This window comes from Kitasatospora sp. NPDC041917 (assembly GCF_055589745.1).
On the sequence record NZ_JBVJBI010000041.1, the window covers coordinates 1 to 26,224 of the forward strand.

Annotated in this window: 20 protein-coding genes and 2 pseudogenes; 9 read left to right on the forward strand and 13 right to left on the reverse strand. The window is 72.0% G+C overall.

All coding sequences use genetic code 11. The annotated features are described in order from the left end of the window. Nucleotides 1-131 (reverse strand): annotated as a pseudogene (locus ACZ6EM_RS32950) (electron transfer flavoprotein subunit beta); the annotation flags it as partial. 370 nt (nt 132-501) lie between these two features. Between ACZ6EM_RS32950 and ACZ6EM_RS32955 the strand changes: the two are divergent. Both ACZ6EM_RS32955 and ACZ6EM_RS32960 read left to right on the forward strand, forming a co-directional pair. Then, nucleotides 502-1,773 carry a hypothetical protein gene (locus tag ACZ6EM_RS32955; protein ID WP_465773975.1) on the forward strand — a complete coding sequence of 424 codons (1,272 nt, stop codon included), beginning with the start codon at nt 502-504 and terminating at the stop codon, nt 1,771-1,773. Next, nucleotides 1,770-2,339, forward strand: a complete 570-nt coding sequence (locus ACZ6EM_RS32960; RefSeq protein ID WP_465773976.1) for a hypothetical protein — start codon at nt 1,770-1,772, stop codon at nt 2,337-2,339. Before ACZ6EM_RS32955 ends, ACZ6EM_RS32960 begins: the two co-directional genes overlap by 4 nt. Here the strand turns inward: ACZ6EM_RS32960 and ACZ6EM_RS32965 are convergent. Continuing rightward, nucleotides 2,308-4,473 (reverse strand): tetratricopeptide repeat protein, encoded by a 2,166-nt coding sequence (locus ACZ6EM_RS32965; protein ID WP_465773977.1) that lies wholly within the window; start codon nt 4,471-4,473, stop codon nt 2,308-2,310. The two genes, ACZ6EM_RS32960 and ACZ6EM_RS32965, sit on opposite strands and share 32 nt — an antisense overlap. Nucleotides 4,474-4,585: 112 nt before the next feature. On the opposite strand from ACZ6EM_RS32965, the gene ACZ6EM_RS32970 reads away from it, so the two are divergent. Then, nucleotides 4,586-7,786 (forward strand): AfsR/SARP family transcriptional regulator, encoded by a 3,201-nt coding sequence (locus ACZ6EM_RS32970; protein WP_465773978.1) that lies wholly within the window; start codon nt 4,586-4,588, stop codon nt 7,784-7,786. 402 nt (nt 7,787-8,188) lie between these two features. Here ACZ6EM_RS32970 and ACZ6EM_RS32975 read toward each other — a convergent pair whose 3' ends face one another. The 8 genes from ACZ6EM_RS32975 to ACZ6EM_RS33010 form a co-directional block, all read right to left on the reverse strand. Next, nucleotides 8,189-8,995: a family 1 encapsulin nanocompartment shell protein gene (locus ACZ6EM_RS32975; protein WP_401053675.1), complete on the reverse strand. Its 807-nt coding sequence runs from the start codon at nt 8,993-8,995 to the stop codon at nt 8,189-8,191. Between the two features lie 38 nt (nt 8,996-9,033). Further along, nucleotides 9,034-10,089: a Dyp-type peroxidase gene (locus tag ACZ6EM_RS32980; RefSeq protein ID WP_465773979.1), complete on the reverse strand. Its 1,056-nt coding sequence runs from the start codon at nt 10,087-10,089 to the stop codon at nt 9,034-9,036. Between the two features lie 15 nt (nt 10,090-10,104). Further along, nucleotides 10,105-10,236, reverse strand: coding sequence for a hypothetical protein (locus ACZ6EM_RS32985; RefSeq protein ID WP_401055154.1), 132 nt, complete (start codon nt 10,234-10,236; stop codon nt 10,105-10,107). Between the two features lie 254 nt (nt 10,237-10,490). Continuing rightward, entirely contained in the window at nt 10,491-11,114 is a 624-nt protein-coding gene (locus ACZ6EM_RS32990; RefSeq protein WP_401055155.1) for an FMN reductase, read from the reverse strand. Continuing rightward, nucleotides 11,111-12,217, reverse strand: coding sequence for an LLM class flavin-dependent oxidoreductase (locus tag ACZ6EM_RS32995; protein ID WP_401055156.1), 1,107 nt, complete (start codon nt 12,215-12,217; stop codon nt 11,111-11,113). The genes ACZ6EM_RS32990 and ACZ6EM_RS32995 overlap by 4 nt, the downstream gene beginning before the upstream one ends. A 186-nt stretch (nt 12,218-12,403) precedes the next feature. Continuing rightward, the gene (locus ACZ6EM_RS33000) at nt 12,404-14,695 is read right to left on the reverse strand and encodes a M9 family metallopeptidase (protein WP_465773980.1); all 2,292 of its coding nucleotides are present in this window, start codon (nt 14,693-14,695) and stop codon (nt 12,404-12,406) included. Nucleotides 14,696-14,982: 287 nt separating this feature from the next. Next, nucleotides 14,983-17,274: a M9 family metallopeptidase gene (locus tag ACZ6EM_RS33005; RefSeq protein ID WP_465773981.1), complete on the reverse strand. Its 2,292-nt coding sequence runs from the start codon at nt 17,272-17,274 to the stop codon at nt 14,983-14,985. A 321-nt stretch (nt 17,275-17,595) separates the two neighbouring features. After that, on the reverse strand, nt 17,596-18,165 hold the full coding sequence (locus tag ACZ6EM_RS33010) for a DoxX family protein (protein ID WP_380452029.1): 570 nt from the start codon (nt 18,163-18,165) through the stop codon (nt 17,596-17,598). A 209-nt stretch (nt 18,166-18,374) separates the two neighbouring features. On the opposite strand from ACZ6EM_RS33010, the gene ACZ6EM_RS33015 reads away from it, so the two are divergent. Both ACZ6EM_RS33015 and ACZ6EM_RS33020 read left to right on the forward strand, forming a co-directional pair. Next, nucleotides 18,375-18,971: a TIGR03086 family metal-binding protein gene (locus ACZ6EM_RS33015; protein WP_401051040.1), complete on the forward strand. Its 597-nt coding sequence runs from the start codon at nt 18,375-18,377 to the stop codon at nt 18,969-18,971. 251 nt (nt 18,972-19,222) lie between these two features. Beyond that, a complete protein-coding gene (locus tag ACZ6EM_RS33020; RefSeq protein WP_452180192.1) occupies nt 19,223-19,681 on the forward strand; it encodes a hemerythrin domain-containing protein in 459 nt (152 codons plus the stop codon). 33 nt (nt 19,682-19,714) lie between these two features. Here ACZ6EM_RS33020 and ACZ6EM_RS33025 read toward each other — a convergent pair whose 3' ends face one another. Both ACZ6EM_RS33025 and ACZ6EM_RS33030 read right to left on the reverse strand, forming a co-directional pair. Then, nucleotides 19,715-20,503, reverse strand: a complete 789-nt coding sequence (locus ACZ6EM_RS33025) for a VOC family protein (protein WP_359912392.1) — start codon at nt 20,501-20,503, stop codon at nt 19,715-19,717. Between the two features lie 121 nt (nt 20,504-20,624). After that, a pseudogene (locus ACZ6EM_RS33030) lies at nt 20,625-20,729 on the reverse strand (Uma2 family endonuclease); the annotation flags it as partial. 265 nt (nt 20,730-20,994) lie between these two features. Here ACZ6EM_RS33030 and ACZ6EM_RS33035 point away from each other — a divergent pair. From ACZ6EM_RS33035 to ACZ6EM_RS33050, 4 genes are all read left to right on the forward strand, one after another. After that, the gene (locus tag ACZ6EM_RS33035; RefSeq protein ID WP_401051035.1) at nt 20,995-21,672 is read left to right on the forward strand and encodes a TetR/AcrR family transcriptional regulator; all 678 of its coding nucleotides are present in this window, start codon (nt 20,995-20,997) and stop codon (nt 21,670-21,672) included. A 147-nt stretch (nt 21,673-21,819) separates the two neighbouring features. Beyond that, nucleotides 21,820-23,346, forward strand: coding sequence for an MFS transporter (locus ACZ6EM_RS33040; RefSeq protein ID WP_465773982.1), 1,527 nt, complete (start codon nt 21,820-21,822; stop codon nt 23,344-23,346). 235 nt (nt 23,347-23,581) lie between these two features. Further along, entirely contained in the window at nt 23,582-25,192 is a 1,611-nt protein-coding gene (gene qcrB, locus ACZ6EM_RS33045) for a cytochrome bc1 complex cytochrome b subunit (protein WP_401053798.1), read from the forward strand. Between the two features lie 30 nt (nt 25,193-25,222). Beyond that, nucleotides 25,223-25,663 (forward strand): PPOX class F420-dependent oxidoreductase, encoded by a 441-nt coding sequence (locus ACZ6EM_RS33050; RefSeq protein ID WP_380538840.1) that lies wholly within the window; start codon nt 25,223-25,225, stop codon nt 25,661-25,663. Nucleotides 25,664-25,849: 186 nt separating this feature from the next. Here the strand turns inward: ACZ6EM_RS33050 and ACZ6EM_RS33055 are convergent, their stop codons facing one another. After that, complete coding sequence (locus ACZ6EM_RS33055; RefSeq protein ID WP_359900185.1) at nt 25,850-26,119, reverse strand: DUF1876 domain-containing protein; 270 nt, start codon at nt 26,117-26,119, stop codon at nt 25,850-25,852. Nucleotides 26,120-26,224: the final 105 nt, after the last annotated feature.

Consider the following 26,224-nt stretch of genomic DNA (forward strand, 5'->3'; position numbering starts at 1 on the left):
ACGCCGTACTCGTCCAGCTCCGACAGGAGGCCGTCCACACCCTCCCGGTCGGTGGTGTGGTCGTCCGCGAAACGACGGTCACCCGTCGCGTCCGGGACGTGCTTCACACAGACGACGATCCTCAAGCTCATGAGCGGTTCTCCTGTCACGGGTGCACGGGTGCACTGGATCCATGGCCTCAGGCATGCCGAGGGTACTGAGTGCCAAGTCCGGCCCGGCGCGGCCCGCGCACCGCAAGCACCACCTGGACCGGCATACCGTGTCGGCTCTCTTCGACTGGCGTCAGAGGCTCCACGGAGAGAATACGGCACTCAGTACCCCTCGTAAAGGAACTCAGTACCCTTCCCGGCTCCGGGGGCCGGGCGGCGGCGCGGGAAGCGGACACAAGGTTTCCGCAAGCACCGACCAGATCGCGTCATGGAATCCGCCAGACGCCCCGGGGACCATCGACCCCGGGGCCCGCGAACGGCCCCGAACCTGGGATCAAGGAGGGGGAGAAGGATGACCTTGGTGCACGGGGAACAGGACATCACCACGACGGACGGAACGCGACGGACGCCGGCGCCCTGGAGCAACAACGGGCCCTGGGAAACCCTGCGGGACCGCAAGGAGGTGCTCGTGGTCGCACAGACCATGGTGTACGCCAAGCGGCTGCACGACTTCTACTCGCTGCTCGCCCCGGACCTGCGGGTCCACGTGCAGTTCACGGTGGCACCGCACATGTTCAACGGGGGCGCCGCGGAGATCCTCCGGGCGCTGGGCGGCACCGTACTGCCGTGGGAGCAGGCGGTCCGGCGCGAGTTCGACCTGATCCTGGCCGCCGGCTCCCAGGGGATCGAGCAGCTGCACGGCCCGGTCGTCCGGCTGCCGCACGGGGCCGGCAACATCAAGCTGGCCCGGCGCAGCGCCCCGGACGGCGAGCGGGCGGCCATCGGGCTCGGTCGGGACTACCTCTACTGGGAGGGACGGCTCGTCCCCACCTCGTTCGCCCTGGCCCACGAGGAGGAACTGCTCGAACTCCGGCGCGGCTGCCCGGACGCCCTGCCGATCGCCGAAGTGGTCGGCGACCCGTGCTACGACCGCATCTCCGCGGCACTGCCGCACCGGGAGGACCACCGGAGCGCCCTGGGGCTGCGGCCGGACGAGAAGCTGGTGCTGGTCTCCTCCACCTGGGGCGACGGCTCGCTCTTCACCCGGCTCGACGCCGTGCTGCCCAGACTGACCTCGGAACTGCCCCGGCACGGCTACCGGGCCGTCCTGCTGCCCCACCCCAACATCGCGGCCCAGCACTCCGCCTACGCGGTGCGCTCCTGGGCGAAGGCCACCACCCGGGGAGCCGTCACGGTGATCCCGCCCGAGACGGACTGGCGGCCGCTGCTGGTCGCCGCCGACTTCGTCATCGGGGACCACGGCTCGGTCACCCTGTACGGCGCGATGACCGGCGTCCCCGTCCTGCTCGCCGAGTACCCGCACCGGCACGTCAACCCGCGCTCGCCGGCCGCGCAGCTCGCCCGGACCGCCCCCGCGCTCGCCCCAGGGCACCCGCTCACCGGCCAACTCGCCTACGCCGCCGAGCAGTACCGCCCGGAGGACTACGCGGCCATCGCCGACCGGATCAGCTCCGAACCGGGCCGCTTCGACCGCAACGCCCGCCGACTGCTGTACCGCGTCCTCGGGCTCGGCCAGCCGGCGCACACCCCGGATCCGGAACCGCTCCCGCTGCCCGAACCGCTGGACGCGATCGCGGCGGCCGACGCGCGGCGGGCCGGATGACCGCCGCGCTGCACACGGTGCGCCTGGCGCCGGTCCGCCCCGGCGCGCACGACGGCTCGGCGACCACGCTGTTCGAGGCCCGGGTGACGTCCACCGCCGGTGTCCGCCACGGGCTGCTGGCCGCCGACCCGGCGGCCACGGCTGCGGCGGAGCGGCCGGGGCCCGGGTTCGTGGACGAGCACCTCGTGCTCGACCTCACCGAGCCCGGCGGCCTGCGCTGGCGCCGGCACGCCGACGTGCTGCACCTCGGTCCCGTTCCGGCGGCGGACGCCCACGCACGGCTCGCGGGACTGCTCTCCGCGCACCCCGGGTGTGCGGTGGTCACGGCCGAACACCGTCCGGGAGCGGTGCTGGTGCTCGCCCGGACCGGGGAACGGCTCGTCCTGTGGGCCTCCGGTCCGGGCGGCGGGCCCGTCCCGCCGCCGGCCCTCGGCTCGCTGGCGCACGCCTGGCTGGCGGCCGGACGGACGCTGGACGAACTCGACCGGGTCAGCGCCGCCGGGTGCCGCACCCCGGGCTCCGGGTGGAACCGGCTCACGCCGCCGGTTCGCCCGGACAGGGAGTGACGGCGCCGTCCACACCGTACGCGGCGAGGCGGTCGGCCAGTCTGGCCGCCTCGGCCGTGGCACCGACCTCCTGGTACCGGGCCCTGGACTGCTCGAACCGGGCCCGCGCCGCGTCCGGTCGGCCGCGCAGTTCCTCGACCTGCCCGGCGAACTCCAGCGTCCGCGCCTCCCAGTGCGCGGACAGCCGGGCCCGGAACCCCGCCAGGGCCTCCTCCAGATGGGCCTCGGCACGCTCGTACGCACCCAGCCGACCGTGCGCCAGGCCCAGGAAGGCCGTCGCGCGGGCCGCCTCGTAGTCGTCCTCGATCGAGGCCAGCTCGCGGCCCGCCCGCTCGACCGGCTCCACCGCCTCGGCCGCCCGGCCGGCCAGCAGCAGCACCTCGCCGTACGCCAGCCGGGCCAGCGCCGAACCGCGCAGGTAGTCCTCGGCCTCGCGGAGCCGGACCACCTCGTGCAGGCACTCGGCGGCCGCGTCCAGCCGGCCGGCCATCCGGTGGGTCTGGCTGAGCCCGTACAGCGCGTCCGCCTGCACCAGCGGACGGCCCAGCTCCCGGGCGAGGACGAGGGCTTCGGTGAACCAGCGCGCCGCCTCCTCCCCCTCCCCCGCGTTCCGCAGTCCGTTCCCGCCGTCGGTCAGCATCCGCAGCTCGCCGCTGCGGGAACCGGCCGCCCGGGCCGCGTCCAGGCCGATCCGGGTGGCCTCGACCCACAGCCGGGCCGGGCGCAGCCGCAGGAACAACGGCCACATGGCGTCCGCGAGTTGCCACGCCGCCGTGGGGCGGTCCAGTTCCCCGCACCAGCGCAGGACACCCGCCAGCCGGTCGCGTTCCGCGTCGTACCACTCCAGGGCCGGGACGTCGCCCCCGAACTCCCGCGCAGGATGGACGGGGCGGCTGCGGTAGTCGCGGGCGAGGGTGCGGTGGGTCGGCGAGACGACCGCCTCGGCGGCCGTGGCCGAGGCGAGGTACCAGTCGACGAGCCGGTCCAGCGCGGCCCCGGTGGACCCGGCCGCCCGGACCCGCGCCCCGTGCGCCCGGGCGTGCAGCCGCACCAGGTCGTGGAAGCGGAACCGCTCCGGCCCGGTCTCCTCCAGCAGGTGCACATCGATCAGACCGTCCAGCAGCCGATCGGCCCCGGCCACGTCCACGTCCGCCAGCACGGCGGCGTTCTCCAGGGTGAACTCGGCGAAGGGCAGCAGGCCCAGCAGCCCGTAGAGCCGGGCGGCCTCCGCTTCCAGCACGCCGTAGGACGCGTCCAGCAGGTCCCGCACCGTCTCCCCCTCCACGTTCAGCACCGCCAGCCGGTCGGTGCCGCGGCCGAGCATCTCGGCCGTCGCCGCGAGCGACTGGGCCGGGCGCGCCGCGATGCGGGCCGCCGCCAGGCAGATCGCCAGCGGCAGCCCGGCACAGGCCTCCACCACCTCGGCCGCGGCGGCGCGCTCGTCGACCACCCGGTGCCTGCCGACCCGCGCGGCGAGGATCTCGGTGGAGGCCTCCCGGGCGAGCGGGCCCAACGGCCGGAACACCGCACCGTCGATGCCCAGCCCGGTGAGCCGGCGGCGGCTCGTCACCACGACCACCGTGTGGTCCGAGCCGGGCAGCAGCGGCCGCACCTGGGCGGCCGTCGAGGCGTTGTCCAGCAGCACCGCGATCCGCCGCTCCGCCGCCAGCGAGCGCCAGAGCGCGGCCCCCTCCTCCAGGCTCCCGGGCACCGGGGAGATCCCGAAGGCCCGCAGGAAGCCGCCGAGGGCCTCGGCCGGGTCGGCGGGGCCACCGGGCGCGTAGCCGCGCAGGTCCGCGTACAGCTGGCCGTCCGGGAAGCGGCCGGCCTGGCCGCGCAGCCACTGCGCGGCCAGGGCCGTCTTGCCGACCCCGGCGGGGCCGGTCACCACGAGGGTGACGTCCGCCGCCCCGGCGTCGGGGGCCAGCGAGAGGTCCAGCGCCTCCAGGTCCGCCTCCCGCCCGATCAACCGCCGCGGACAGGGCGGGAGTTGCCTGGGCGTGGGCAGGGCGGACGCGCCGTGCAGGTGCAGCCCGCCGTGGATCGTTCCGGCCTGCACCACCGGACCGGCGACCGTCGTGGCACCGGCCAGCGAGTTCCGCACCACTCCGTACGGCAGGTTGACGTCGTTCACCGGCGCCCGCCGACCACGGTCGATCCTGTCACTGGGCCCCCCGGCCTCGGACGAATTACCCCTGCGGCGCTATCACATGACGCCTCGTCATGTCGAGACAATTCCCAAAGGCATGGGCACCGAACCCTGCGGTGGTATGGCCGATTACCTCACGTGCATGCGATGCTCACCCGCGACACGGCAAGCTGGTAGCCAACCGGCGGGGGGCGTCAAGATGCGGGTTCATCTCCTGGGTTCAGTTGAACTATCGGTAAACAGTGAGCAATTGGCGATCCCATCGGACAAGCGGCGACAGTTACTGGCGGCCTTGGCCCTGGAGGTCGGAAGGCCGCTGTCCCACACGTCACTCGCGGACCGACTATGGGACAACGAACCGCCTCCCAGCGCGCTGGCCAGCCTGTACAGCCATATCTCCCACCTTCGCGCCCTGTTGAGACGGGCAACCCGGTTCGCCGGGGGGCAAAGCCCGCCGGACGCCCCGGCGATCGACACCCGATCGCACACGTACACCCTCAGGGCCGACCCCCAACTGATTGACTGGCATCAGTATCTGGACCTCGCCCGACAGGCCAGACTCCTCGCCGAGAACGGGCAGGATCACCAGGCCAGAACCGTACTGAACCGAACCGAGGAGCTCTGGTGCGGTGAGCCGCTCGCCGGGCTTCCGGGCACCTGGGCCCAGACCGCCCGCACCGCCATGGCCGACCAGCACTTCACCACCACGCTGCTGAGGGTCGAGGTCGACCTACGCCTCGGCCGGCACCACGAGTTGATCCCCGAGCTCACCGCGCTGCGCGAGGACCGTCCCACCGACGAACGTCTTGCCGGGCACCTGATGACCGCCCTTCACGCCGCCGGCCGACAAACGGAGGCGCTGGCCGTCTACCCCGCCGTCGTCCGCCTGCTTCACGCCCACTTCGCCACCGAGCCCGGTGGCCCGCTCACCCGCCTGCATCAGCGCATGCTGCGTGGCGAACCGCTCCCCGGTGAACGGGGGCGAGCCGCGATCACTCCACCCCCCTCACTGGTTCCGGCCCCTCGCGTGACGCCTCCGGCGCGGGTGCCCGGACGGCACCGCATGGTCGGCAGGGAGGAGGACCTGCGCCGGGTACTGCCCCGCCCCCACGACCGGCTCGCCCACGGCGGCGTCGTCACCGTCTCCGCGATCCTCGGCATGCCGGGGGTCGGCAAGACCACCCTGGCCCTGCACGCCGCCGACCTGATGTGCGAGTACTTCCCGGACGGCTACGTCTACCTCAACCTGCGCGCCCACGTCGGCAACCAGCCGCCGCTCACCCCGCAGGCAGCGGGCGCCCTCCTGCTCAGACGCCTGGGCGTTCCGGCCACCAGCATCCCGCTCGACGCGGAGGAGGTCTTCGCACTGTGCGTGGAGGCCCTGTCCTCGCGTCGGGCCGTCGTCATCCTCGACGACGCCTCGAATGCCACTCAAGTCCGCCCGCTGCTGCCGCCCGCACCGACCGCCCTGGTCATCATCACCAGCCGTCAGCGCCTCACCGACCTCCCGGACGCCAAGACGGTGTTCCTGGACGTCCTGACGGTGGATGACGCCGTCGCCCTGTTCCTGAACGTGGTCGGCCCGGAGCGCGCGGTGGAGCGGGAACACATCATCGAGATCGTGAAGCTTTGCGGCCTGCTTCCACTCGCCATCGCACTGGCCGCCAGCCGCTTCAAGGCACGCCCGTCCTGGACGCTCCCCCATCTCGCGCGGCGGCTGGCCCGCAAGACCGGACGCCTTGCCGAATTCCGCAATGGGTCGGAGAGCATCGCCCGGGCGTTCGAGCTCTCCTACCGCTATCTCCCGCCGAGCGAGCGCTCGGCCTTCCGACTGCTCGGGCTCCATCCGGGCCCGGACTTCGGGCTCCACGCGGCAGCCGCGTTGCTCGGGCAGCCGGTCGACGTGACCGACCGCATTCTCGAGGCACTGTTGAACTGCCATCTGATCCAGGAGATCTCACCGGAGCGCTACCAGTTCCATGACTTGATCAGGGAATTCGCCGCCGCTCTGGATCCGGGCGAGGAGCAACGAGCGGCGGCCGTCAATCGGCTGTTCCGCTACGCTCTCCACGCCGCTGACGCCGCGGACCGCCTCCTCTATCCGCGGCGTTCGAGACTGCCGGTTCCCGAGCCCGTCGGCGGGCCCGACCTGGCCGACCTGCTGACGGACCTCGCCCTGGACTCCCACGAGTCGGTGAAGGCCTGGCTGACCACGGAACGTCCGGGCCTGCTGGCCCTGGTGGCGAACTCCGGGGAGCTCGGATTCCCCGAGAGCGGCGCCTGGATCTCCCATGTGCTGGCCGGCCACCTCGAAGCCGAGGCCTACTGGAGCGACGCCCATGACATGCACCGGACGGCCGCAGCCCACTGGCGATCCGTCGGGAACGACCGCTGCGAGGCGCGGGCGCTGATCGACCTCGGCGCGACGCTCGCCAACGCGTCCCGCTATCCGTCCGCCGTCGAAGCCCTGTCGCACGGACTGGACCTGGCCCGGGCGGAGGGCGACCGGGATGCCGTCGCCAACGCACTCGGGATCCTCGGCCTCGCCCGATGGCACCAAGGGGCGCTGTCCGAGGCCCTGGCTCATCAGGAGGAGGCGCTGGGCATCCGTCGGGAGGCCGGCGACCACTGGAATGCCGCCCGCTGCCTCGCGAACGTCGGCATCGTGCACAGCTCTCTGGGCAATGCGGAATCCGCGCTGTCCGCCTACAGCAACGCCCTCCCGCTCGCCCGCGACTTCAACGACCGGCCGTTCGAGTTGCGCATCCTCAACAACATCGGCGACCTCCACCTCGGAGCCCGGAACCTCCTCGCGGCCCGATCAGCCTTCGAACTGGTCCTCAGCCTCGGGAGTGGCCACCTGCCCCAGTTCGACCTCGCCATCGTGAAGATCAATCTGGCGGCCTCTCTCTCGATTCCCGGAGAGCTCGACCGCGCCCTGGAGCTGTACGGGTCGGCCCTCGCGACCTTCCGGGAGAGCGGTGGCGTGCGAACGGAGGTGAACGCCCTGATCGCCCTCGCGGACACCCTCCGCGCCGCCGGGCGCCACACGGACGCCCGCGACCAGTACACCACCGCGCTGGGCCTCGCACGCTCCGTCGGAACCACCCGCGAGCAGGCCATCGCCCTCCGCGGGCTGGGTCTGTGCTCGGACGCGCTCGGCCTGCCCGACGAGGCTGCCGAGCACCTGGCGACAGCCGCCCACCTCGCCGAGCGGATCCACGCGGTCGAGGAGGCCACCCGAGCCAGGGACGCACTCGCCGAGATCCGCGACCGCCAGGACCGATGCTCCTCGTGACGGAGTACCCCTCGCCCCACAGCTGTCACACATATGACTATCAGTCAAGATGCCTGCTACGCAAGCGACTTGATTGACACGGGTGTCTCCTGATGCACTGGTGTTCCGAAGGGGAACGCCCCTTCGAGCACAGCTGAAGGAGAACGACAACCTTGCACCACGTAACATCACCCCGGGTACGTTCGACCTCTCGCGCGAGGGTCTCGTTCGACCACAACCACAACCAGGATGGCTCGTCGTCGTGCTGGGAGTGGTTGCCCATCTGGTGTGCACTGCCCCGGGGCGCCAGCGGCACGCTCCCCAGCTGCTGATGTGAGCGAGCCTCCCGCCCTCGTGCCCACGCACGAGGGCGGGAGGGCGCGGGAGACCGGGTCGCGCGCACCGGACCGTACGAGCCACCGGTCAGGGTCTGCTGCGGACCAACGTCACGGCCGCCTCTCCCGTGTACACCCGGAACGTCAGCGTCTCCTGAAGGTAGAGCTGAATCGTTTCGGCATCGTGGGAGAGGTAGCCCACCGAGGCGTCCTGGCCAAGGAAGAGCTCGAAGTCCCCGCCGCGGGCGGAGAGCAGGTAGGCGCCTTCGATGGCCGGGGCCCAGATGATGTCCCCGTCGAGGAGGCGGGCGATGTGGTTGTGGACGGGGTAGCCGTGGTCGCTGGTCTCGTTGACCGCGGTGAAGGCGTCCGCGCCGAGCAGGAGTGAGTACGGGCCGCCGACGCCGGCGAGGCGGAGGGCGGTGAGCCCGCGGCTGACGGCCTCCGGGTATTCCCTGACGTCCTGCGGGAGTTGGACCGCAGGGTTGGTGGAGGCGGCGCGGATGCCGTCGATGCCGGCGGCGCGGTAGCCCTCGAAGACGGCGCGGTCCTCGGCCAGGGCGAGCTTGCGACCGGCGTCCTTGACGGGCTGCCAGTCGGAGTCCCGGGAGCCGCGTTCGACGTCGTCCACGGCGTCGCGGCGGACGGTGAAGGGGACGCGCAGCTCGACCACCGGCTGGGCGGCGCGGGCGCGGGCCTGGATGCCGTCGGTCGGGGGGTCGATGGCGGTCAGGTGGCCGGTGCCGACGGCCGCGAGGGTGGCGCCCTCGGGGCCGTTGAGGTCGACCACCCGGCGGCCGGCGATGTGGAGCTTGAAGGTCTGGCGGGCCTCCTCCTCGATCTCCTCCCACGCGGCGGCGGAGATCGGGGCGAGGTCCCGGTGGAGGTTGTTCATGTGCGGGGTCCTGTTCAGGTGGTCTGTCAGGGCGTCTGTCAGGTGGTCTGCTTGAGGCTTCCGATGCCGAGCGAGCCGTCCCCGGAACCGGCCACGGAAGCGGGGACGGCCGCGGGAACGGCCGCAGGGACGGGGACGGACGCGGAAGCAGCCGGCGCCGGCGGCGGGGAGTCGAGGAAGTCGGCGGTCGGGACGAAGAACAGCCCGCCGGTGACGGCGGTGGAGAAGTCGAGCAGCCGGTCGGTGGTGCCGGGCGGGTTGCCGATGAACATGTTGCGCAGCATCTCCTCGGTCACCCCGGGGTCGGCCGCGTAGCCGATGAAGTAGGTGCCGACCTCACCGTCACGGCCGGCGGAGCCGAAGGTGCCGTACGGCATGTTGAAGCGGACGATCTGCCGCTCCTCGCCGTCCGGACCGGTGATCACGGTGAGCGCCACGTGCGAGTCGGCGGGTTTGACGTCGTCGGACAGCTCGATGTCGTCGAGCTTGGTGCGGCCGACCGCCCCCTCCTGCTGCTCGACGCTCAGCGCGTTCCAGGTGTCCATGTCGTGCACGTACCGCTGCACGACGACGTAGCTGCCGCCGGTGAACTCCGGGTCCTCGGCGCCGATCAGGGCCGCGCGTTCGGCGGCCCGGCCCTCCGGGTTCTCGGTGCCGTCGACGAAGCCGAGCAGGTCCCGGTCCTCGAAGTACTTGAAGCCCTGGACGGAGTCGACGACGGCCGCCGCCCCGGCGAGCCGTTCGGTGAGCTTCGCGGCCAGCTCGAAGCAGAGGTCCATCCGTTCGGCCCGCAGGTGCAGCAGCAGGTCGCCGGGGGTGGCCGGGGCCCGGTGGCGGGGCCCGGCCACGTCCCGGAAGGGGTGCAGGGAGGACGGCCGGGGGCCGGCGAAGAGGCGGTCCCAGAGTTCGGAGCCGATGCCGGTGACGCAGGTGAGGGCGCCCTCGGGGGCGCGGAAGCCGACGGCGCGGCGCAGTCCGGCGAGCTCGGGCAGCAGGTCGCGGACGGCGTCCTCGCGGCCGGGTTCGACGGTGAGGATCAGGAAGACGGCCGCGCTGGTCAGCGGGGAGAGCACGGCTTGCGGTTCGGTCTGCATGGTGCGTGACCTCTCTCAGGACGCCCGGGAGGCGTCCCACTCGGCGCGGTAGTCGGCGAAGATCCGCTGGAGGTGGTGTCCGATCTTCAGGCCGAGCGCCAGGCAGGTGAACAGTGCGAGGACGGGGTTCTCCCGCAGCAGGCTCACGGCAGCCGCTCCCGGCGTGGCACGGGGACGCCGGGCGGGGGATGGACCAGCACTGATCCGATCATGGGAATGATTACATCGCAAAGCGGACAATCCGGCACGGCCGACGCACAGCCGAACGGCCCCACCGGGCGGACCGGACGGACCGGACGGCCCCGCCGGAAGCCGTTCCGACGGGGCCGTTCAATGCGGGCCGTTCTACGCGGGCCGTTCGACGCGGACGGGCGGCCCTCCCCCGCGGGCGTCGGGCGGCTTCAGACCCGCAGCGCCGCCAGCTGCTCGGCGAACGGCACCACCTGCTCGGGCAGCTCCGGCGCCGCCGGGTCGCGCCCGGCCAGCAGCGCCGCCAGCTCCCCGGCCGCCCGGTCGATCCGGCGCGGCAGGCCGTCGGTGAGGCCGTCCCCCGCCGTGCCCCAGTCGTCGGTGGCCGCGTAGACGGCGGTCGGCAGCACCACCGCGCGCAGGTAGCTGAACAGCGGGCGGACGGCGTGCTCCAGGGCGAGCGAGTGCCGGGGCGTGCCGCCGGTGGCGGCGATCAGCACCGGCTTGCCGGTGAGCGCGTCGTTGTCGATCACGTCGAAGAAGGACTTGAACAGACCGCTGTACGAGGCCGTGAAGATCGGTGTCACCGCGATCAGGGCGTCCGCCTCCGTCACCGCCTCGATCGCCGCGCGCAGCCCGGCGCCGGGGAAGCCGGTGACGAAGTTGTTGGCGATCTCCACCGCCAGGTCCCGCAGTTCGACCACCGTGACGTCCACCTCGCGGCCCTCCGGGGCGAGCCGGCGCACGGTCGAGTCGGTGAGCCGGTCCGCCAGCAGCCGCGTCGAGGACGGCTTGCTCAGTCCGGCGCTCACCACCACCAGCTTGTACGCGGTCACTTGGCCACCTCCGCCTTCTCGTTCTCCCGCGCGTCCCGGGCCGCGACCAGCGCGGCGTGGGTCGGCCCCTGCGGCACTCCGGCCGGGCGGCCCTTGGCGAACTCCTCGCGCAGCACCGGCACGACCTCCTCGCCGAGCAGGTCCAGCTGCTCCAGCACCGTCTTCAGCGGCAGGCCGGCGTGGTCCATCAGGAACAGCTGGCGCTGGTAGTCGCCGAAGGTCTCGCGGAAGGTCAGGGTCTTCTCGATGACCTCCTGGGGGCTGCCCACGGTCAGCGGGGTCTGCTCGGTGAACTCCTCCAGCGAGGGCCCGTGCCCGTAGACCGGCGCGTTGTCGAAGTACGGACGGAACTCGCGCACCGCGTCCTGGGAGTTCTTCCGCATGAACACCTGCCCGCCGAGGCCGACGATCGCCTGCTCGGGCGTGCCGTGGCCGTAGTGGGCGAAGCGCTCGCGGTAGAGGCTGATCAGCTTCTTGAAGTGCTCCTTGGGCCAGAAGATGTTGTTCGCGAAGAAGCCGTCCCCGTAGTAGGCGGCCTGCTCGGCGATCTCGGGGCTGCGGATCGAGCCGTGCCAGACGAACGGCGGGACGTCGTCCAGCGGGCGCGGGGTGGAGGTGAAGCCCTGCAGCGGGGTACGGAAGCGGCCCTGCCAGTCCACGACCTCCTCGCGCCACAGCTGGTGCAGCAGCGCGTAGTTCTCGACCGCGAGCGGGATGCCCTGGCGGATGTCCTGGCCGAACCAGGGGTAGACCGGGCCGGTGTTGCCGCGGCCCATCATGACGTCCGCCCGGCCCTCGGCCAGGTGCTGGAGCATCGCGAAGTCCTCGGCGATCTTCACCGGGTCGTTGGTGGTGATCAGCGTGGTCGAGGTGGAGAGGATGATGCGGTCGGTCTGCGCGGCGATGTAGCCGAGCATGGTCGTCGGCGAGGACGGGACGAACGGCGGGTTGTGGTGCTCGCCGGTCGCGAAGACGTCCAGGCCGACCTCCTCGGCCTTGCGGGCGATGGCCACCATCGCCTTGATCCGCTCGTGCTCGGTGGGGGTGCGACCGGTGGTGGGGTCGGTCGTCACGTCGCCGACGGAGAAGATTCCGAACTGCATGCTGCTCACCCGTCCCAGGTAGTCCAACTTTCAACCACCTTAGCACCCTGGTGCGGATCGTTATTCCCGCCGGCCCCGTTCCCGTCGGTCGGCGCCGACCGCCGGCCGCGGAACGCGGACCCGCCCCGGGCGGGGCGCCGTAGCGCTCCGCCCGGGGCGGTCACCTGTCCGTTTGCCGTTCTCGGCTCACATTTCGCTCGTGACGCTCACCCCGCTGAAGCCCTGCTGGGCGTAGAGGCTGAAGAAGACGTAGCCCGCCGGCGGGTTGGTGACGGTCAGCGTCTCCGAGTTGTCCGGGCCCGTCGAACGCGCGGTGTTCGCGTTGGTGTAGGCCCAGCCGCCCGGGTTGTAGTAGAGGTCGCCGTTGCCGGTGCCGCCACTGGTGGTGATCTTCACCTGCTTGGTGCCGGCCGGCACCGTCAGGAAGAAGTGCGCGTAGTTGCCCGTGGTCGCCGCGACGTTGCTGCGCGCGCAGTTGGCGTCCAGCTGCCGGGTGTCGGCGCCGGTGCACTCCGGCAGCTGCGGCGTGGTGGGCGTGCCGCCGTCGGTGGCGCAGGCGCCGGCGGCGCACCTGGTCAGCCAGCTGTCGAAGTCGGCGTCGTAACGGGTGCCGATGGTGGTCTTCAGGATGGTGCGGGCACCGTTCCAGTCACCGGCGCGGTACTTGGCGAGGACCGCGTCCATGTCGGAACGGTGCTGCTCCAGCATGTAGCGCACGGCCAGGTATCCCCAGCGGTACACCCGGTCCTGGTCGCCGTAGGCGGTGTCGAAGAGGTCGCTCAGCCTGTAGGTGTGGCGGCCGGCCGCCGCGATGGCCGCGTCGTTGTTGACCTTGCGGTACGACCAGGAGACGTACTCGGCGAAGCCCTCCACCCACCAGACGGTCGGGGTGGTCATGCCGGCCTCGAAGTCGCCGTACATGTCGAACCGGCCGTCGAGGTAGTGGGTGTACTCGTGGTTGAGGTTCCAGATCTCGAAGGACGGGCGGGCCCACTCGGCCTCGTAGCAGAGGAAGCGCGGCTGGTTGCCGGCCGTGGCCGGCTCGCCCTCCAGGTACATGCCGCCGTTGTTGGTGTCGATGCCGTAGATCGCGGCGGCGAGCACCTGGTAGTCGAGCGAGGAGTGGAAGACCACGACCTCGATCGTGCTGTTGCCGTCGTCCTTGACCGGGCCGCTGTCCTTGGCCACCGCGTGGAAGAACGCGTCCTGACCGTTCAGGCTGGTGCAGGCGGTGCCGACCTGGGTGCTGTCCAGCGCCTGGGCGAGGATCGTGATGCTCGGGCTGCAGGTGTGCTTCACGGTCAGCACGCCGGCCTTGAGCTGGTCGGCCTTGTTGCAGGTGCCGTAGTACGAGCAGTTGCCGGCGTCGTAGTAGTCGACGCCCTCGGCGACCGCGGCCCACTGGTAGACGGTGCGGCCCTTCGGCTCCGAGGTGCCGACCAGCCCCTTGGCGAGGGGGCGGACCTTGGCCTGGAGGGCCGTGTCCTTCAGGAAGCGGGTGAGCTCCTTGGTCGCGTTGTAGACCAGCACGCCGTAGGTGTCGCCGAGCAGGGCGTTGTTGCGGGTCGCGAAGTCGGACAGCGCGTCCAGCACGCTCGGGTCGGCCTCGACGGCGGCGTCGAAGCCGGGCACCTGGTGGCCGCGGAACAGCACGGTGAAGACCGGGTTGACCGCCCACGCCATGCCGGCCGGGTTCCAGGTGTCGGCCTTGTAGTCGCCCAGCAGCCGCTTGACGACCGGCAGGTAGCGGACGTTCTCCTGGGCGCTGTCGATCAGGGTGACGGCCTCGCCCAGGATGGGCCCGTTGCCCGCCGCGACGTCGCGCGAGTGCGCGCTGTTGAAGAAGGCGTCCAGGCCGGACTGGATCGCGGTCTTGAGGCCGGCGCCGTACTCGCCGACGTCCTGCTTGTGGTACCACTGCACGAAGTAGCCGGCGCGCAGGTAGAGCACCAGCTGCTCGACCGACGTGCTGTTGTCACCGGGGTAGTTGGCCGCCGCGTCGCGCAGCGCGTAGGCCACCGTGCTCATCTGCTCCTCGCGGAACGCGCCGCGCGCGTCGCCGCCGGTGAGCTGGAACAGGCTGTTGATGCACTGGACGTCGGCGTCCTTGATGTGCTGGACCAGGTCGCTGCCGGTCCGGCCGGTGAAGTCGCCGACGGTACAGGGCTTTTCGGCCGCCGCGCCGAGGCGCAGGGCCTTGGCGGTCGGCCGGACCTCGGCCGGCCGGGTGTCGACCGGGAGCGGGGCGCGCTGGTCGACCGAGGCCAACTGCTGCCCGCTGTCGGCTCGTTCGGGGGCGCCGGTGGCGGGCTGCGGAGCCGGTCCGGTGGGGACGGGCGTGGGCGTGCCGCCGGGGGTGGGGGCGGCGGGAGCGGCCTGGGACTGCGGGGCGAACAGGCCGACCGCCAGGAACAGGGACAGGACGAGCGTCAGCAATCGTGCCAGCTGCGGGAGTCGCAGCAGACGTGAAGGACTCACGTGGGGGCCTCCGGGCCGTCGTCGGCCGCGACGTGGGGCGCGGCCGGTGGGGGTGTCGAGGACCGCTGGTGACGGCGCCGCGTGGGGGCGGTTCCGTCGGGCACGGTGGGGGATGTGACATGTACCATGGCACATCTCACATGGCCTTGGGAACCCGGGGCGTTGTGCGCAGTTCGCGGGGAATTCGGTCAGGACCCGTGATGGCGGTCCACCGACGGACCCGCCCCGGGCGGGGCGCCGTAGCGCTCCGCCCGGGGCGGTCACCTGTCCTGCATGCCGAGGTCGGCTCAGAATTCGCTCGTGACGCTCACCCCGCTGAAGCCCTGCTGGGCGTAGAGGCCGAAGAAGACGTAGCCGGCCGGCGGGTTGGTGACGGTCAGCGTCTCCGAGTTGTCCGGGTTGGTCGACCGGAGGACGTGGGAGTTGGTGTACGCCCAGCTGCCCGGGTTGTAGTAGAGGTCGCCGTTGCCGGTGCCGCCACTGGTGGTGATCTTCACCTGCTTGGTGCCGGCCGGCACCGTCAGGAAGAAGTGCGCGTAGTTGCCCGTGGTCGCCGCGACGTTGCTGCGCGCGCAGTTGGCGTCCAGCTGCCGGGTGTCGGCGCCGGTGCACTCCGGCAACTGCGACTGGCCCGGCGTGTTGGCGGCGCAGGCGCCGGCGGCGCACCTGGTCAGCCAGCTGTCGAAGTCGGCGTCGTAACGGGTGCCGATGGTGGTCTTCAGGATGGTGCGGGCACCGTTCCAGTCACCGGCGCGGTACTTGGCGAGGACCGCGTCCATGTCGGAACGGTGCTGCTCCAGCATGTAGCGCACGGCCAGGTACCCCCAGCGGTACACCCGGTCCTGGCTGCTCCTGGCGTAGACCGTGTCGAAGAGCTCGCTCAGCTTGTAGGTGTGCTGCGAAGCCACCGCGATGGCGTCGGTGTTGACGGCCTTGCGGTACGACCAGGAGACGTACTCCGCGAAGCCCTCGACCCACCAGTCGATCGGCTGGACCTGGCCCGCGTCGTAGTCGCCGTAGACGTTGAACCGGCCGTCGAGGTAGTGGGTGTACTCGTGGTTGAGGTTCCAGATCTCGAAGGACGGGCGGGCCCACTCGGCCTCGTAGCAGAGGAAGCGCGGCTGGTTGCCGGCCGTCGCCGGGTCGCCCTCCAGGTACATGCCGCCGTTGTTGGTGTTGATGTCGTAGATGACCGCGGCGAGCACCTGGTAGTCGAGCGAGGAGTGGAAGACCACGACCTCGATCGTGCTGTTGCCGTCGTCCTTGACCGGGCCGCCGTCCTTGGCCACCGTGTGGAAGAACGCGTCCTGACCGTTCAGGCTGGTGCAGGCGGTGCCGACCTGGGTGCTGTCCAGCGCCTGGGCGAGGATCCTGATGCTCGGGCTGCAGGTGTGGTCGACCGTCAGGTTGGCGGCCTTGAACTTCGCCGGGTCCTCACAGGTGCCGTAGTACGAGCAGTCGGCCTTGTCCCACCAGTTCACCGCGAGCGCCACCGAGCCGCGCTGGTACATCGTGGGTCCGGTCGGGGCGGACTGCTGAGCCAGGGCCCGCGCGTAGGGGCGCACCTTGGGCAGCAGTTCCGGGTACTGCATGAAACGGGTCAGCTCGTTGGTCGCCTCGTAGACCGTCCGCCCGTAGGTGCCACCGTGCAGGCCCTGGTTGCGGGAGATGAAGGTGAACAGGGTGTCCAGCACGCTCGGGTCGGCCTTGACGGCGGGGAGGAAGTCGGCCTCCCAGTGTCCGGCGAACAGCGCGGTGAGCACCGGGGTCAGCCCGTAGACCATGCCGGTCGGGTTCCAGGTGGCGCTGTCGTAGTCGGACAGCAGTCGCTTGACGACCGGCAGGTAGCGGGCGCTGTCCTTGGCGCTGTCGATCAGCGTGGTCGCCCGGGCCAGCGGGCCCGCGTTGTCCGCCGTGACGTCCCGCGAACGGGAGTTGGCGAAGAACGCGTCCAGCGCGGAGCGGGTCGCGGTCTTCAGGCCGGCGCCATAGGGGCCCACCACGTCGGGGTTGTAGAACTGCACGAAGTAGCCGGCCTGCAGGTAGAGCATCAGCTGCGAGATCGACGCGCCGTTGTTGCCCTGGTAGCTGTTCGCGGCGTCGCGCACCGCGTACGCCACGGCGGTCATCTGCGACTCGCGGAACGCGTTCGCGGCGTCGCCGCGGCCGATCTTGAACAGCGAGTTGACGCACTGGAGGTCGACGGACTTGATCTGCTGGACCAGCGCGCTGCCGGTCCGGCCGGTGAAGTCACCGACGTTGCAGGGCCGGTCGGCGGCCGCGCCCAGCCCGAAGGCCTTGGCCTGCGGCTGGTCGGCCGTCGGCAGGCCGGTGAGCGGGGCCGTCGGCGACTGGGGTACCAGGTCCTCCGGGCTGAGCCGCTTCCGGCCGTCCGGCCGCGCGGGGGCGGTGTCGACGCGGTCCGCGCCGATCGCGGGCGGCGGCGCCAGGTGGGCGGGCACCGTGCCGACGGGCGCACCGGCGGGGGTCGTCCCGCCGGGGGTGGGAGCGGCGGGGGTGGCCTGGCTGAGCGGGGCGAACACGCCGACCGCCAGGACGAGGGTCAGAACGAGCGTCAACAGTCTTGCCAACTGCGGGACTCGCAGTAAGCGTCGGCCATTCACGTGGGGGCCTCCGGGCCGTCAAAGGCCGCGAGTTGGGGCGCGGCCTACGGTGGAGCGAGGTCCGTCGGCGACGGCACCGCGTGGGGCGGTTCCGCCGTGGAGACGGTGGGGATGTGCCATGTACCATTGCACACATCACACAATATTGTGAAGGCCTTTACCCAAGGTCCACCCATCCACGACAGCGGAAAGGGCATGGCGACGAGTCGTCACCATGCCCTTTCCGCTTGCGAAGGAGGGGATTCCGGGAATTCCCGGCCGCCCCTCCCGGAGCGGCTACTTGCGGAGCAGCAGGATCACGCCCGCCGTCACCAGGCCGACCACGACGGCGGCCACGCCGTACGCCAGGCGGTGCGCCCGCAGCACCGGCAGGAAGCGGTCCACGGCGTAGCGGCCGGGGCCGGTCAGGGCGAGTGCCGCGGCGCCCGCGGTCAGCAGCAGCTCGTACTCGCTGCCCTTCGGGGCGAAGAAGCCGCCGCCCCAGGTGACGGCTATCGCGTTGACCATCGTGCCGACGATCGCGGCGCCCGCCAGCGGGGTCAGCAGGCCGACGGCGAGGGCGAGTCCGCCCAGCGTCTCGGTGAGGCCCGCCACCACGGCCATGGCGTCGCCGGCCGGGTAGCCGCTCATGGTGAAGAACTGACCGGTGCCGTCGATCCCGCCGCCGCCGAACCAGCCGAACAGCTTCTGGCTGCCGTGCGCGGCCATGGTCAGGCCGAGGGCCAGGCGCAGGAGCAGGAGTCCGGCGTCGTAGGCGTGCGGGGAGGTCGTCGCGGACCCGGCGGTGTCCCGGGCCGGGCTGACGGTGGTGGTGGCGGCGGTCGTGCTCGGGCTGCTGCTCGGCATGCGCGTCTCCATCGATCGGGGTTCGGTCGTCGTCCGGCGCGGCCGGACGTGGTCACGGGTTGTGGTGGTGCGGCGGGCAGGGGTCGTCACCCCCACCGTTGTTCAAATTTGAACCGCCGCTCTTCGACCGTACCGCGAAGTTCGAATTTGAACAACTGACGGATCGTCGGCGACTCGCGGAGCCCGTCCGGGCCGGAGAGGGTGGAGGCATGGCTCAACACAGGCACCACCGACGGGAGGCGCGGACCGGCACCCCGTACCCCGAGGCGCTGGACGCCTTCGGCGAGCGCGTCCGGCTCATCACCCCCGGCCAGTGGGACTCCCCCACGCCGTGCAGCGACTGGTCCGTCCGCGACCTGGTCAACCACCTCACCGGCGAGCAGCTCTGGGTACCCGAACTGCTGATGGGCGCCACCGTCGGCGAGGTCGGCGGACGCTTCGACGGCGACGTGCTCGGCGACGACCCGGTCACCGCCTGGACCGACGCCGCCGAGGCCGCCCGGGAGGCCTGGGCCGTCCCCGGCGCCACCGAGCTGACCGTCCACCTCTCCTTCGGCGACACCTCCGGCCAGTACTACCTGGACCAGCTCACCACCGACCTGGTGATCCACTCCTGGGACCTCGCCGAGGGCATCGGACGGCTCACCCGGCTCCCGGACGGGCTCGTCGGGTTCGCGCTCGGCGAGTTCGCCGGGTACGGGGACCTCTCCGGCAGCGGGCTCTTCGACCCGCCGGTGCCGGTGCCCGAGGACGCCGGACCGCAGACCCGGCTGCTCGCCCTCGCCGGGCGGCAGGACGGCGGGTGACCGGGCTGCGGGTGACCGGGCGGCGGCACGGAGGGTGACCGGATCGCACGACGGCGGGTGACCGGGATACGCGACGGCGGATGACCGGGCTGCGGCGCGCAGGGCGGACGGCGGCGTCTCCGGGCGGGCGGGCGCGACTCCGCGTGACCGGCCGCGCCCGCGCGTGAACGGGCGCGCCTCCGGGTGAACGGGCCGGCGCCGGATACTGGAAGGCGACGGGGGAAGTCTTCCGTGCGAGAGGCGGGCGGGCCATGAGCCGCAGGCCTGACATCCTCGGCGAGTTCACCGCCGACCACCGGGCGGCGATCGAGCTGCTCGACCGGATCGAGGCCGCACCGGCCGACGACCCCGGGCGCGGCGAGCTGCTCGCCCGGCTGACCGACCTGCTGTTCACCCACTGCGCCGCCGAGGAGGAGCACCTCTTCCCCGTGGTGCAGCACGACGTGCCCGACGGCGGGGCGCTGGTCTTCCGCAGCATCCACGACCACCTGGCGATCGGGCAGTACCTCGCCGACCTCCAGGGGCTCGGACCCGCCGACCCGGCCCTCGGCACCCTGCTGCGCGGCCTCGCCGAAACCCTGCGCCGGCATCTGCGCGACGAGGAGGAGCAACTCTTCCCGGCCGCCCGCAAGGCCCTGCCGGCGGCGGCCCGCACCGCGCTGGGCGACCGGCTGCGGGCGGACCGGGCCGAGCTGGACTCCCCGGGCTGATCAGGCCCCGGGCCGATCGATTCTCCTGGCCGATCAGTCCTTCGGGCCGATCACCGCGAACCGGGCGCCCTCGCGGTCCCGCAGCCGGGCCACCCGCCCGTACGGGGAGTCGAAGACCGGCCCGAGCGCGCCGCCGCCCAGCTCCACGGCCCGGGCCAGCGCCCGGTCGGTGTCCGGGACGGCGAAGGACACCTCCCAGTGCGGCGGCATCCCGGCCGGGCCGCCCGCCTGTTCCTTGGCCAGCGCCGCGACGCTGTGGCCCTCGGCGCGCAGCACCACCCGGTCGTGCTCCCAGCGGACGTCGAAGCGCTCCGGGTCCCGGCCGTCCCAGCGGAACACCTCGCCGTAGAACAGTGCCGCCGCGAACGGGTCCGGGGTGCGCAGCTCGATCCAGACCGGCGCGCCGGGCACGTCCAGCTTCCGGGCCCGGCCCGGCGGGCCCTCCCAGATGCCGAACACCGCGCCCGCCGGGTCCGCCGCGAAGGCCACCCGTCCGGCGTCGAAGGTCAGCGGGCCGACCGCCAGCGTCGCGCCGCGCTCGCGCACCGCGTCGGCGGCGGCGTCGGCGCTCTCCGTCCCGAAGTAGCTGGTCCACGCGACCGGGATCGCCCCGAAGCCGGCGACGCCCAGCCCGGCCACCGCCTCCCCGCCGGTCACCGCGTGCACGTACGGGCCGAAGCGGTCCGGCCCGGGCTCGAACTCCCAGCCGAGCAGGGGCCCGTAGAACTCCTCGGCGTCGTCCAGGTCCCGGGCCATCAGGCTCACCCAGCACGGTACGGCCGCCACACAGCGCACCCTGGCGGCCGTCTCACCGCTGCCCATCGCGAACCTCCTCGCCCACCCGGCCGCCGGGCCCCTCCCGACTCCCACGGCCCACCGGCCGCCCGGGACGCCCACAGCCTAGGCCGCCACCCGCACCGCCCCGGGGACGCCATGCCCGGGATCAGCGCACCCAGTTCTTGAGGGGCTCGGTGTCCAGGGAGATGCCCACCGGGTCGGGCAGCTGGACGGCCTTGCCGAAGGGGAGGGTGTGGACCGTCTCGTAGCGGAACGAACTGCTCGGGCAGCATCTGCGGGCGCTCGGAGATCACAGTCACGGGCCCCTCCTTCTCCTGGACACCCTTCGGGCCAACGAGGTCCCGGCGGGTGGTCACGGGCCGCTCGGCTTCGATCACAGCCCAGCCGGCCGAGGCACCCCTCGTATGACGCAGGTCACATGGGGGGCGGAAATTCCGGGGACGGATTCCCCGTTTGCGAGTACGTTGGAAGAAGCGGGGAGAATTTCCCCGGTATCCTGATGAGGAGCAGTCGTCGTGGCCACCACCGCCGAGTCGGTCCGTCCCGCCGGGAGCGCGCGTACGCCGAAGTTGCGTGCGGACGCGAGCCGGAACCGGGAGCGGATCGTACTGGCGGCCCGGGACGCGTTCGTCGAGCACGGTGCGGACGCACCGCTGGACGAGATCGCGAAGCGGGCGGGGGTCGGCAATGCCACGCTGTACCGGAACTTCCCGGACCGGGTGGCGCTGATCCACGAGGTGGCGGTGCTCGTCAAGAACCGTATCCTGGCCCTCGCCGAGACGGCGACGGCCGAGGCGGACGCTCCTGACGGCGGCGGCCCGTTCGACGCCCTCCAGCGGTTCGCGCACGCGTCCGTCGGGGAGAAGGTCGGCGGTCTCTGCACCCTGTTCAGCAACCATGTCGACCCGTTCGACCCGGAGTTGACCGAGATCCGGGAGCGCCTGCAGGCCGCCGTGGGCGGGCTGATGGAGCGCGCCCGGGCCGCGGGCGAGCTACGGTCGGACGTCGACCACGGTGACCTGTTCATCGCGATGAGCCAGCTGACCCGGCCACTGCCGAACACCGCCTGCCGACTGCTCGACGACTTCGTCCACCGGCACCTGCAGATCTTCCTGGACGGCCTGCGCGCGCCGGCCGCTTCGGTGCTGCCCGGCCGGGCCGCGACCTTCGAGGACTTCCAGCCCCAGAACTGACCCGACCACCAGGACCGACCGCCCGACGGCGCCCTGTCGCGCCCCGGCACACCCTTTCACCGCACCTTCCCCGTGCGGCAACCCGCCGTTCCCGTACGGCACTCGACCGTTCACGCACACCACACGCACCGTGAAGTGAGTACCCCCATGCCTCAAACCGACGCCCGACCGGCGACGCTGCCCGATCCCCGGCGCTGGAAGGCCCTGATATTCATCGGGCTCGCCCAGCTGATGGTCGTCCTCGACGCCACCATCGTGAACATCGCCCTGCCGTCCGCGCAGCGCGACCTGGGCATCTCCGACGGAAACCGCCAGTGGGTGATCACCGCCTACGCGCTGGCCTTCGGCGGCCTGCTGCTGTTCGGCGGCCGGATCGCGGACCTCTGGGGCCGCAAGCGGACCTTCATCGTCGGCCTGACCGGCTTCGCCCTCGCCTCCGCGCTCGGCGGCGCCGCGGCCAACACCGCGATGCTGCTCGGCGCCCGCGCGCTCCAGGGCGTGTTCGGCGCGCTGCTCGCGCCGGCCGCGCTGTCGCTGCTCGCGGTGAGCTTCACCGAGGCGCGTGAGCGCGCCAAGGCCTTCGGCATCTACGGCGCGATCGCCGGTGGCGGCGGCGCCATCGGTCTGATCCTCGGCGGCCTGCTCACCGAGTACATGAACTGGCGCTGGACCTTCTTCGTCAACATCCCGTTCGCCATCGTGGCCGCCGCGGGCGCCGTGCTGGTGATCCGCGAGCCCGCCGAGGGCCGCAACCGCAACCGGCTGGACGTCCCCGGCGTGCTGCTGGTGACCACCGGCCTGGTCGCGCTGGTCTACGGCTTCACCCGCGCCGAGTCCGACGGCTGGTCGTCCGGCAGCACCATCGGGCTGTTCGTCGCGGCCGCCGTGCTGCTGACCGCCTTCGTGCTGGTGGAGCGCCGGGTCAAGGCCCCGCTGCTGCCGCTGCGCGTGGTGCTCGACCGCAACCGCGGCGGGGTGTACCTGTCGCTGGGCATGGCCGTGATCGGCATGTTCGGTCTGTTCCTCTTCCTGACCTACTACCTGCAGATCGTGCTCGGCTACAGCCCGGTGCTGACCGGCGTCGCCTTCCTGCCGATGGTGGCGGGCATGATCACCGGCTCGACCCAGATCGGCGCCCGGCTGATGACCAGGGTCCCCGCGCGCTACCTGATGGCGCCCGGCTTCCTGGTCGCCTCGGTCGGCATGTTCCTGCTGGCCCACATCGGCGTGGACACCTCGTACCCGGCGCTGATCCTGCCCGGCCTGGTCCTGATGGGCCTCGGCATGGGCACCGCGTTCATGCCGGCCATGAGCCTCGCCACCCACGGCGTCCAGCCGCGCGACGCGGGCGTGGCCTCGGCCATGGTCAACACCTCGCAGCAGGTCGGCGGCGCCATCGGCACCGCGCTGCTGAACACCATCGCGGCCAGCGCGACCACCGGGTGGCTGGCCGCGCACGCCACCGCGGCGGCCACCTCGCCGGAGGCCGCCAAGGCGTTCCAGTTCCAGGGCATGGTGCACGGCTTCTCGACCGCGATCTGGGTGTCCTTCGGGATTCTGGTGGCGGCCGCCGCGGTCGCCTTCACCTTCGTCAACGCCGGCCGGCCGGGTGCCGCGGCGGGCTCGGACACGGGCGCGGCGAAGGAGAACGAGGTGCCGGTGCTGGTGCACTGACGGCCGGGGGTTTGCTCGGGTGCGTACGCGGCCCGTCCGGTGTCCTCCAGGACACCGGACGGGCCGCTCGCCGTTCGGGGCCGCGGAGCCAGGTGACCGGGGGCCGGGGCCCCGAACGGCTCCGGGGAGCCGCCAAGGACCCCGGGGTAGAAGTGGGGATCACTCCCCGATTATGGTGGCCCTCAGTGCGAATCGGGGACTCCTCCCCGTTTCCTTCGGACCGAGGTGCGTGCACATGACCCGGAATCAGAGCCCTGGGCGGGGGCAGCGGGCCGCCGACTGGGCGGACGGCCGGCTGGGGATCCACTCCCTGGCCAGGGCGAACCTGCGGAAGATCTTCCCGGACCACTGGTCCTTCATGCTGGGCGAGATCTGCCTCTACACCTTCCTGATCATCATCCTGACCGGTGTCTGGCTGACGCTGTTCTTCAAGCCCAGCATGGGCGAGGTGGTCTACGCGGGCTCGTACGTCCCGCTCAAGGGCGTCCCGATGTCGGAGGCCTACGCCTCCACGGTGGACATCAGCTTCGAGGTCCGCGGCGGTCTGCTGATCCGCCAGATCCACCACTGGGCGGCGATCGTCTTCGTCGCCGCCATGTTCGTCCACATGATGCGGGTGTTCTTCACCGGCGCGTTCCGCAAGCCGCGCGAGATCAACTGGGTCTTCGGCTTCCTGCTGCTCTTCCTCGGCATGCTGGACGGCTTCTTCGGCTACTCGCTCCCGGACGACCTGCTCTCCGGCACCGGCATCCGGTTCATCGAGGGCTCGATCCTCGCCGTCCCGCTGGTCGGCACGTACATCCAGATGTTCCTGTTCGGCGGCGAGTTCCCCGGCCACGACATCGTGCCGCGCTTCTTCACCATCCACGTGCTGCTGATCCCGGGCATCATGCTCGGCCTGCTGGTGGCGCACCTGATCCTGGTCTTCCACCACAAGCACACCCAGTGGGCGGGCCCCGGCAGGACCGAGAAGAACGTCGTCGGCATGCCGCTGATGCCGGTCTACCTGGCCAAGGCCGGCGGCTTCTTCTTCCTGGTCTTCGGCATCATCGCACTGGTGGCCGCGATCGCGACCGTCAACCCGATCTGGGCGTACGGCCCGTACCGGCCGGACCAGGTCTCCACCGACGCCCAGCCCGACTGGTACATGGGCTTCGCCGAAGGCCTGATCCGGATCATGCCCGGCTGGGAGGTCGGGCTGTGGGGGCACACCCTCAACCTCGGGGTGCTCATCCCGTTCGCGCTGTTCCCGCTGGTCCTGGGCGCCATCGCCGCCTACCCGTTCCTGGAGGGCTGGGTGACCGACGACAAGCGGGAGCACCACCTGCTCGACCGGCCGCGCAACGCGCCCGTCCGCACCGCGCTCGGCGCCGCCTGGATCAGCGTCTACCTGGTGGCACTGGTGGCCGGCGGCAACGACCTGATCGCCACCCACCTGCACCTGTCGCTCAACTCCATCACCTACGCCGCCCGCGTCGGCTTCTTCGCCGTCCCGGTCGCCGTCTTCGTCATCACCAAGCGCTGGTGCCTGGGCCTCCAGCGCCGGGACCGCGACAAGGTGCTGCACGGGCGCGAGACCGGCATCGTCAAGCGCCTGCCGCACGGCGAGTTCACCGAGGTGCACGCCCGGCTCTCGCCGCAGGAACTGCACCGGCTCACGGCGCACGAACAGCCCCGCCCCCTCGAACTGCCCGCCCCGGTGGACGAGAATGGAGTGGCCCGCCCGGCCGGTGTGCTCACCCGCACCCGGACCCGGCTCTCCCGCGGGTTCCACGGCGAGGGCAGCCGGATCCCCAAGCCCACCGCCGAGGAGTTCCGCGAGATCACCGAGGGCCACGGGCACTGACCCGCACCCCCGATGGCACAGGGAGGACAGGTGCACCACCGAACCGACCGGCTCGCCGACAGCAAGTACCTCCTGCTCACCACCTTCGGCGAGGACGGCAGCCGGATGGAATCGCAGCTCTGGGTGGTGCCCGACGGCACGGCCCTCGGGGTCTGGGCCCCGGCCCACTCCGGCGAGGCCGAACGGATCCGCCGCCACCCCCGGGTGCTGATCGGCCCCTGCGACGCCCACGGGCGCCCCACCGGCCGCCCGGTCCCCGCCCGGGCGCGGCTCTGCGACGCCGACGACACCGCCCGCTACCGCACCTCGCTGATCAACAAGTACGGCCTGACGGCGCTGGTCGTGCTGGCCCGCAGCCGGTTCCGGGTGGGGCTGGCCGGAACGGTCGGCATCCGGATCACGCTGAACGAACTGGAACAGCGGCTGGTCGGTCCGGACTGGCAGCCGCCGAGCGGCTACTGCGTCAACTGACGGACCGCGTCACCCGACGGGCCGCCGATCCCCACGGAGTGCCGGGGCCCCGGAAAAGGGCGGCCCCGGCGCTCGGCGCTTCCGAAGCCGTTCACGACGGCGGGTGGGAGGTCACGGCGGCGGGCAGGGCGTCGGGGACGCCGGGACGGGCCCGGGGCCTGCGGGCCGGGGCCTGCGGGCCGGAAGTCAGGACAGCGGATGCGTCGGGACCGGGCTGACCTCCTGGATCTCGCCGTGGGCCTTGGTGAGCAGCTGCGAGGCGAGCTCGTTGAGCGCGCGGGCCCCCGCGATCTCCTCACCGACCCTCAGCTGCTCCGGGTCGGAGGGGTGGCGGCTGCTGTAGCCGTGGGCGCGCAGTTCGCTCCCGTCGCCGAGCCGCAGCAGTGCGGCGGCGCTGGTCCGCGGCCCCTCTTCGCGGAACTCCATCTCGATGTGCCAACCGACCAGAGTCTGCATGGCGGATCACCTCCATCGGTTACTCCTCCAGAGTGCGCCGCACCCACGGTGAACACCAGGCCAGCCCGACGGGGGGCAACATCCGGGGCCGAGTTGAACGCGTTC

What these genes read in the sequence shown, in the direction of transcription:
- qcrB (WP_401053798.1), top strand. Translation starts at nt 23,582, where the DNA reads ATGACCCGGAATCAGAGCCCTGGGCGGGGGCAGCGGGCCGCCGACTGG.
- ACZ6EM_RS33040 (WP_465773982.1), top strand. Translation starts at nt 21,820, where the DNA reads ATGCCTCAAACCGACGCCCGACCGGCGACGCTGCCCGATCCCCGGCGC.
- ACZ6EM_RS33025 (WP_359912392.1), bottom strand. Translation starts at nt 20,503, where the DNA reads ATGGGCAGCGGTGAGACGGCCGCCAGGGTGCGCTGTGTGGCGGCCGTA.
- ACZ6EM_RS33010 (WP_380452029.1), bottom strand. Translation starts at nt 18,165, where the DNA reads ATGCCGAGCAGCAGCCCGAGCACGACCGCCGCCACCACCACCGTCAGC.
- ACZ6EM_RS32955 (WP_465773975.1), top strand. Translation starts at nt 502, where the DNA reads ATGACCTTGGTGCACGGGGAACAGGACATCACCACGACGGACGGAACG.
- ACZ6EM_RS32970 (WP_465773978.1), top strand. Translation starts at nt 4,586, where the DNA reads ATGGGCACCGAACCCTGCGGTGGTATGGCCGATTACCTCACGTGCATG.
- ACZ6EM_RS33015 (WP_401051040.1), top strand. Translation starts at nt 18,375, where the DNA reads ATGGCTCAACACAGGCACCACCGACGGGAGGCGCGGACCGGCACCCCG.
- ACZ6EM_RS32995 (WP_401055156.1), bottom strand. Translation starts at nt 12,217, where the DNA reads ATGCAGTTCGGAATCTTCTCCGTCGGCGACGTGACGACCGACCCCACC.
- ACZ6EM_RS33020 (WP_452180192.1), top strand. Translation starts at nt 19,223, where the DNA reads ATGAGCCGCAGGCCTGACATCCTCGGCGAGTTCACCGCCGACCACCGG.
- ACZ6EM_RS32980 (WP_465773979.1), bottom strand. Translation starts at nt 10,089, where the DNA reads ATGCAGACCGAACCGCAAGCCGTGCTCTCCCCGCTGACCAGCGCGGCC.
- ACZ6EM_RS33055 (WP_359900185.1), bottom strand. Translation starts at nt 26,119, where the DNA reads ATGCAGACTCTGGTCGGTTGGCACATCGAGATGGAGTTCCGCGAAGAG.
- ACZ6EM_RS32960 (WP_465773976.1), top strand. Translation starts at nt 1,770, where the DNA reads ATGACCGCCGCGCTGCACACGGTGCGCCTGGCGCCGGTCCGCCCCGGC.
- ACZ6EM_RS32975 (WP_401053675.1), bottom strand. Translation starts at nt 8,995, where the DNA reads ATGAACAACCTCCACCGGGACCTCGCCCCGATCTCCGCCGCCGCGTGG.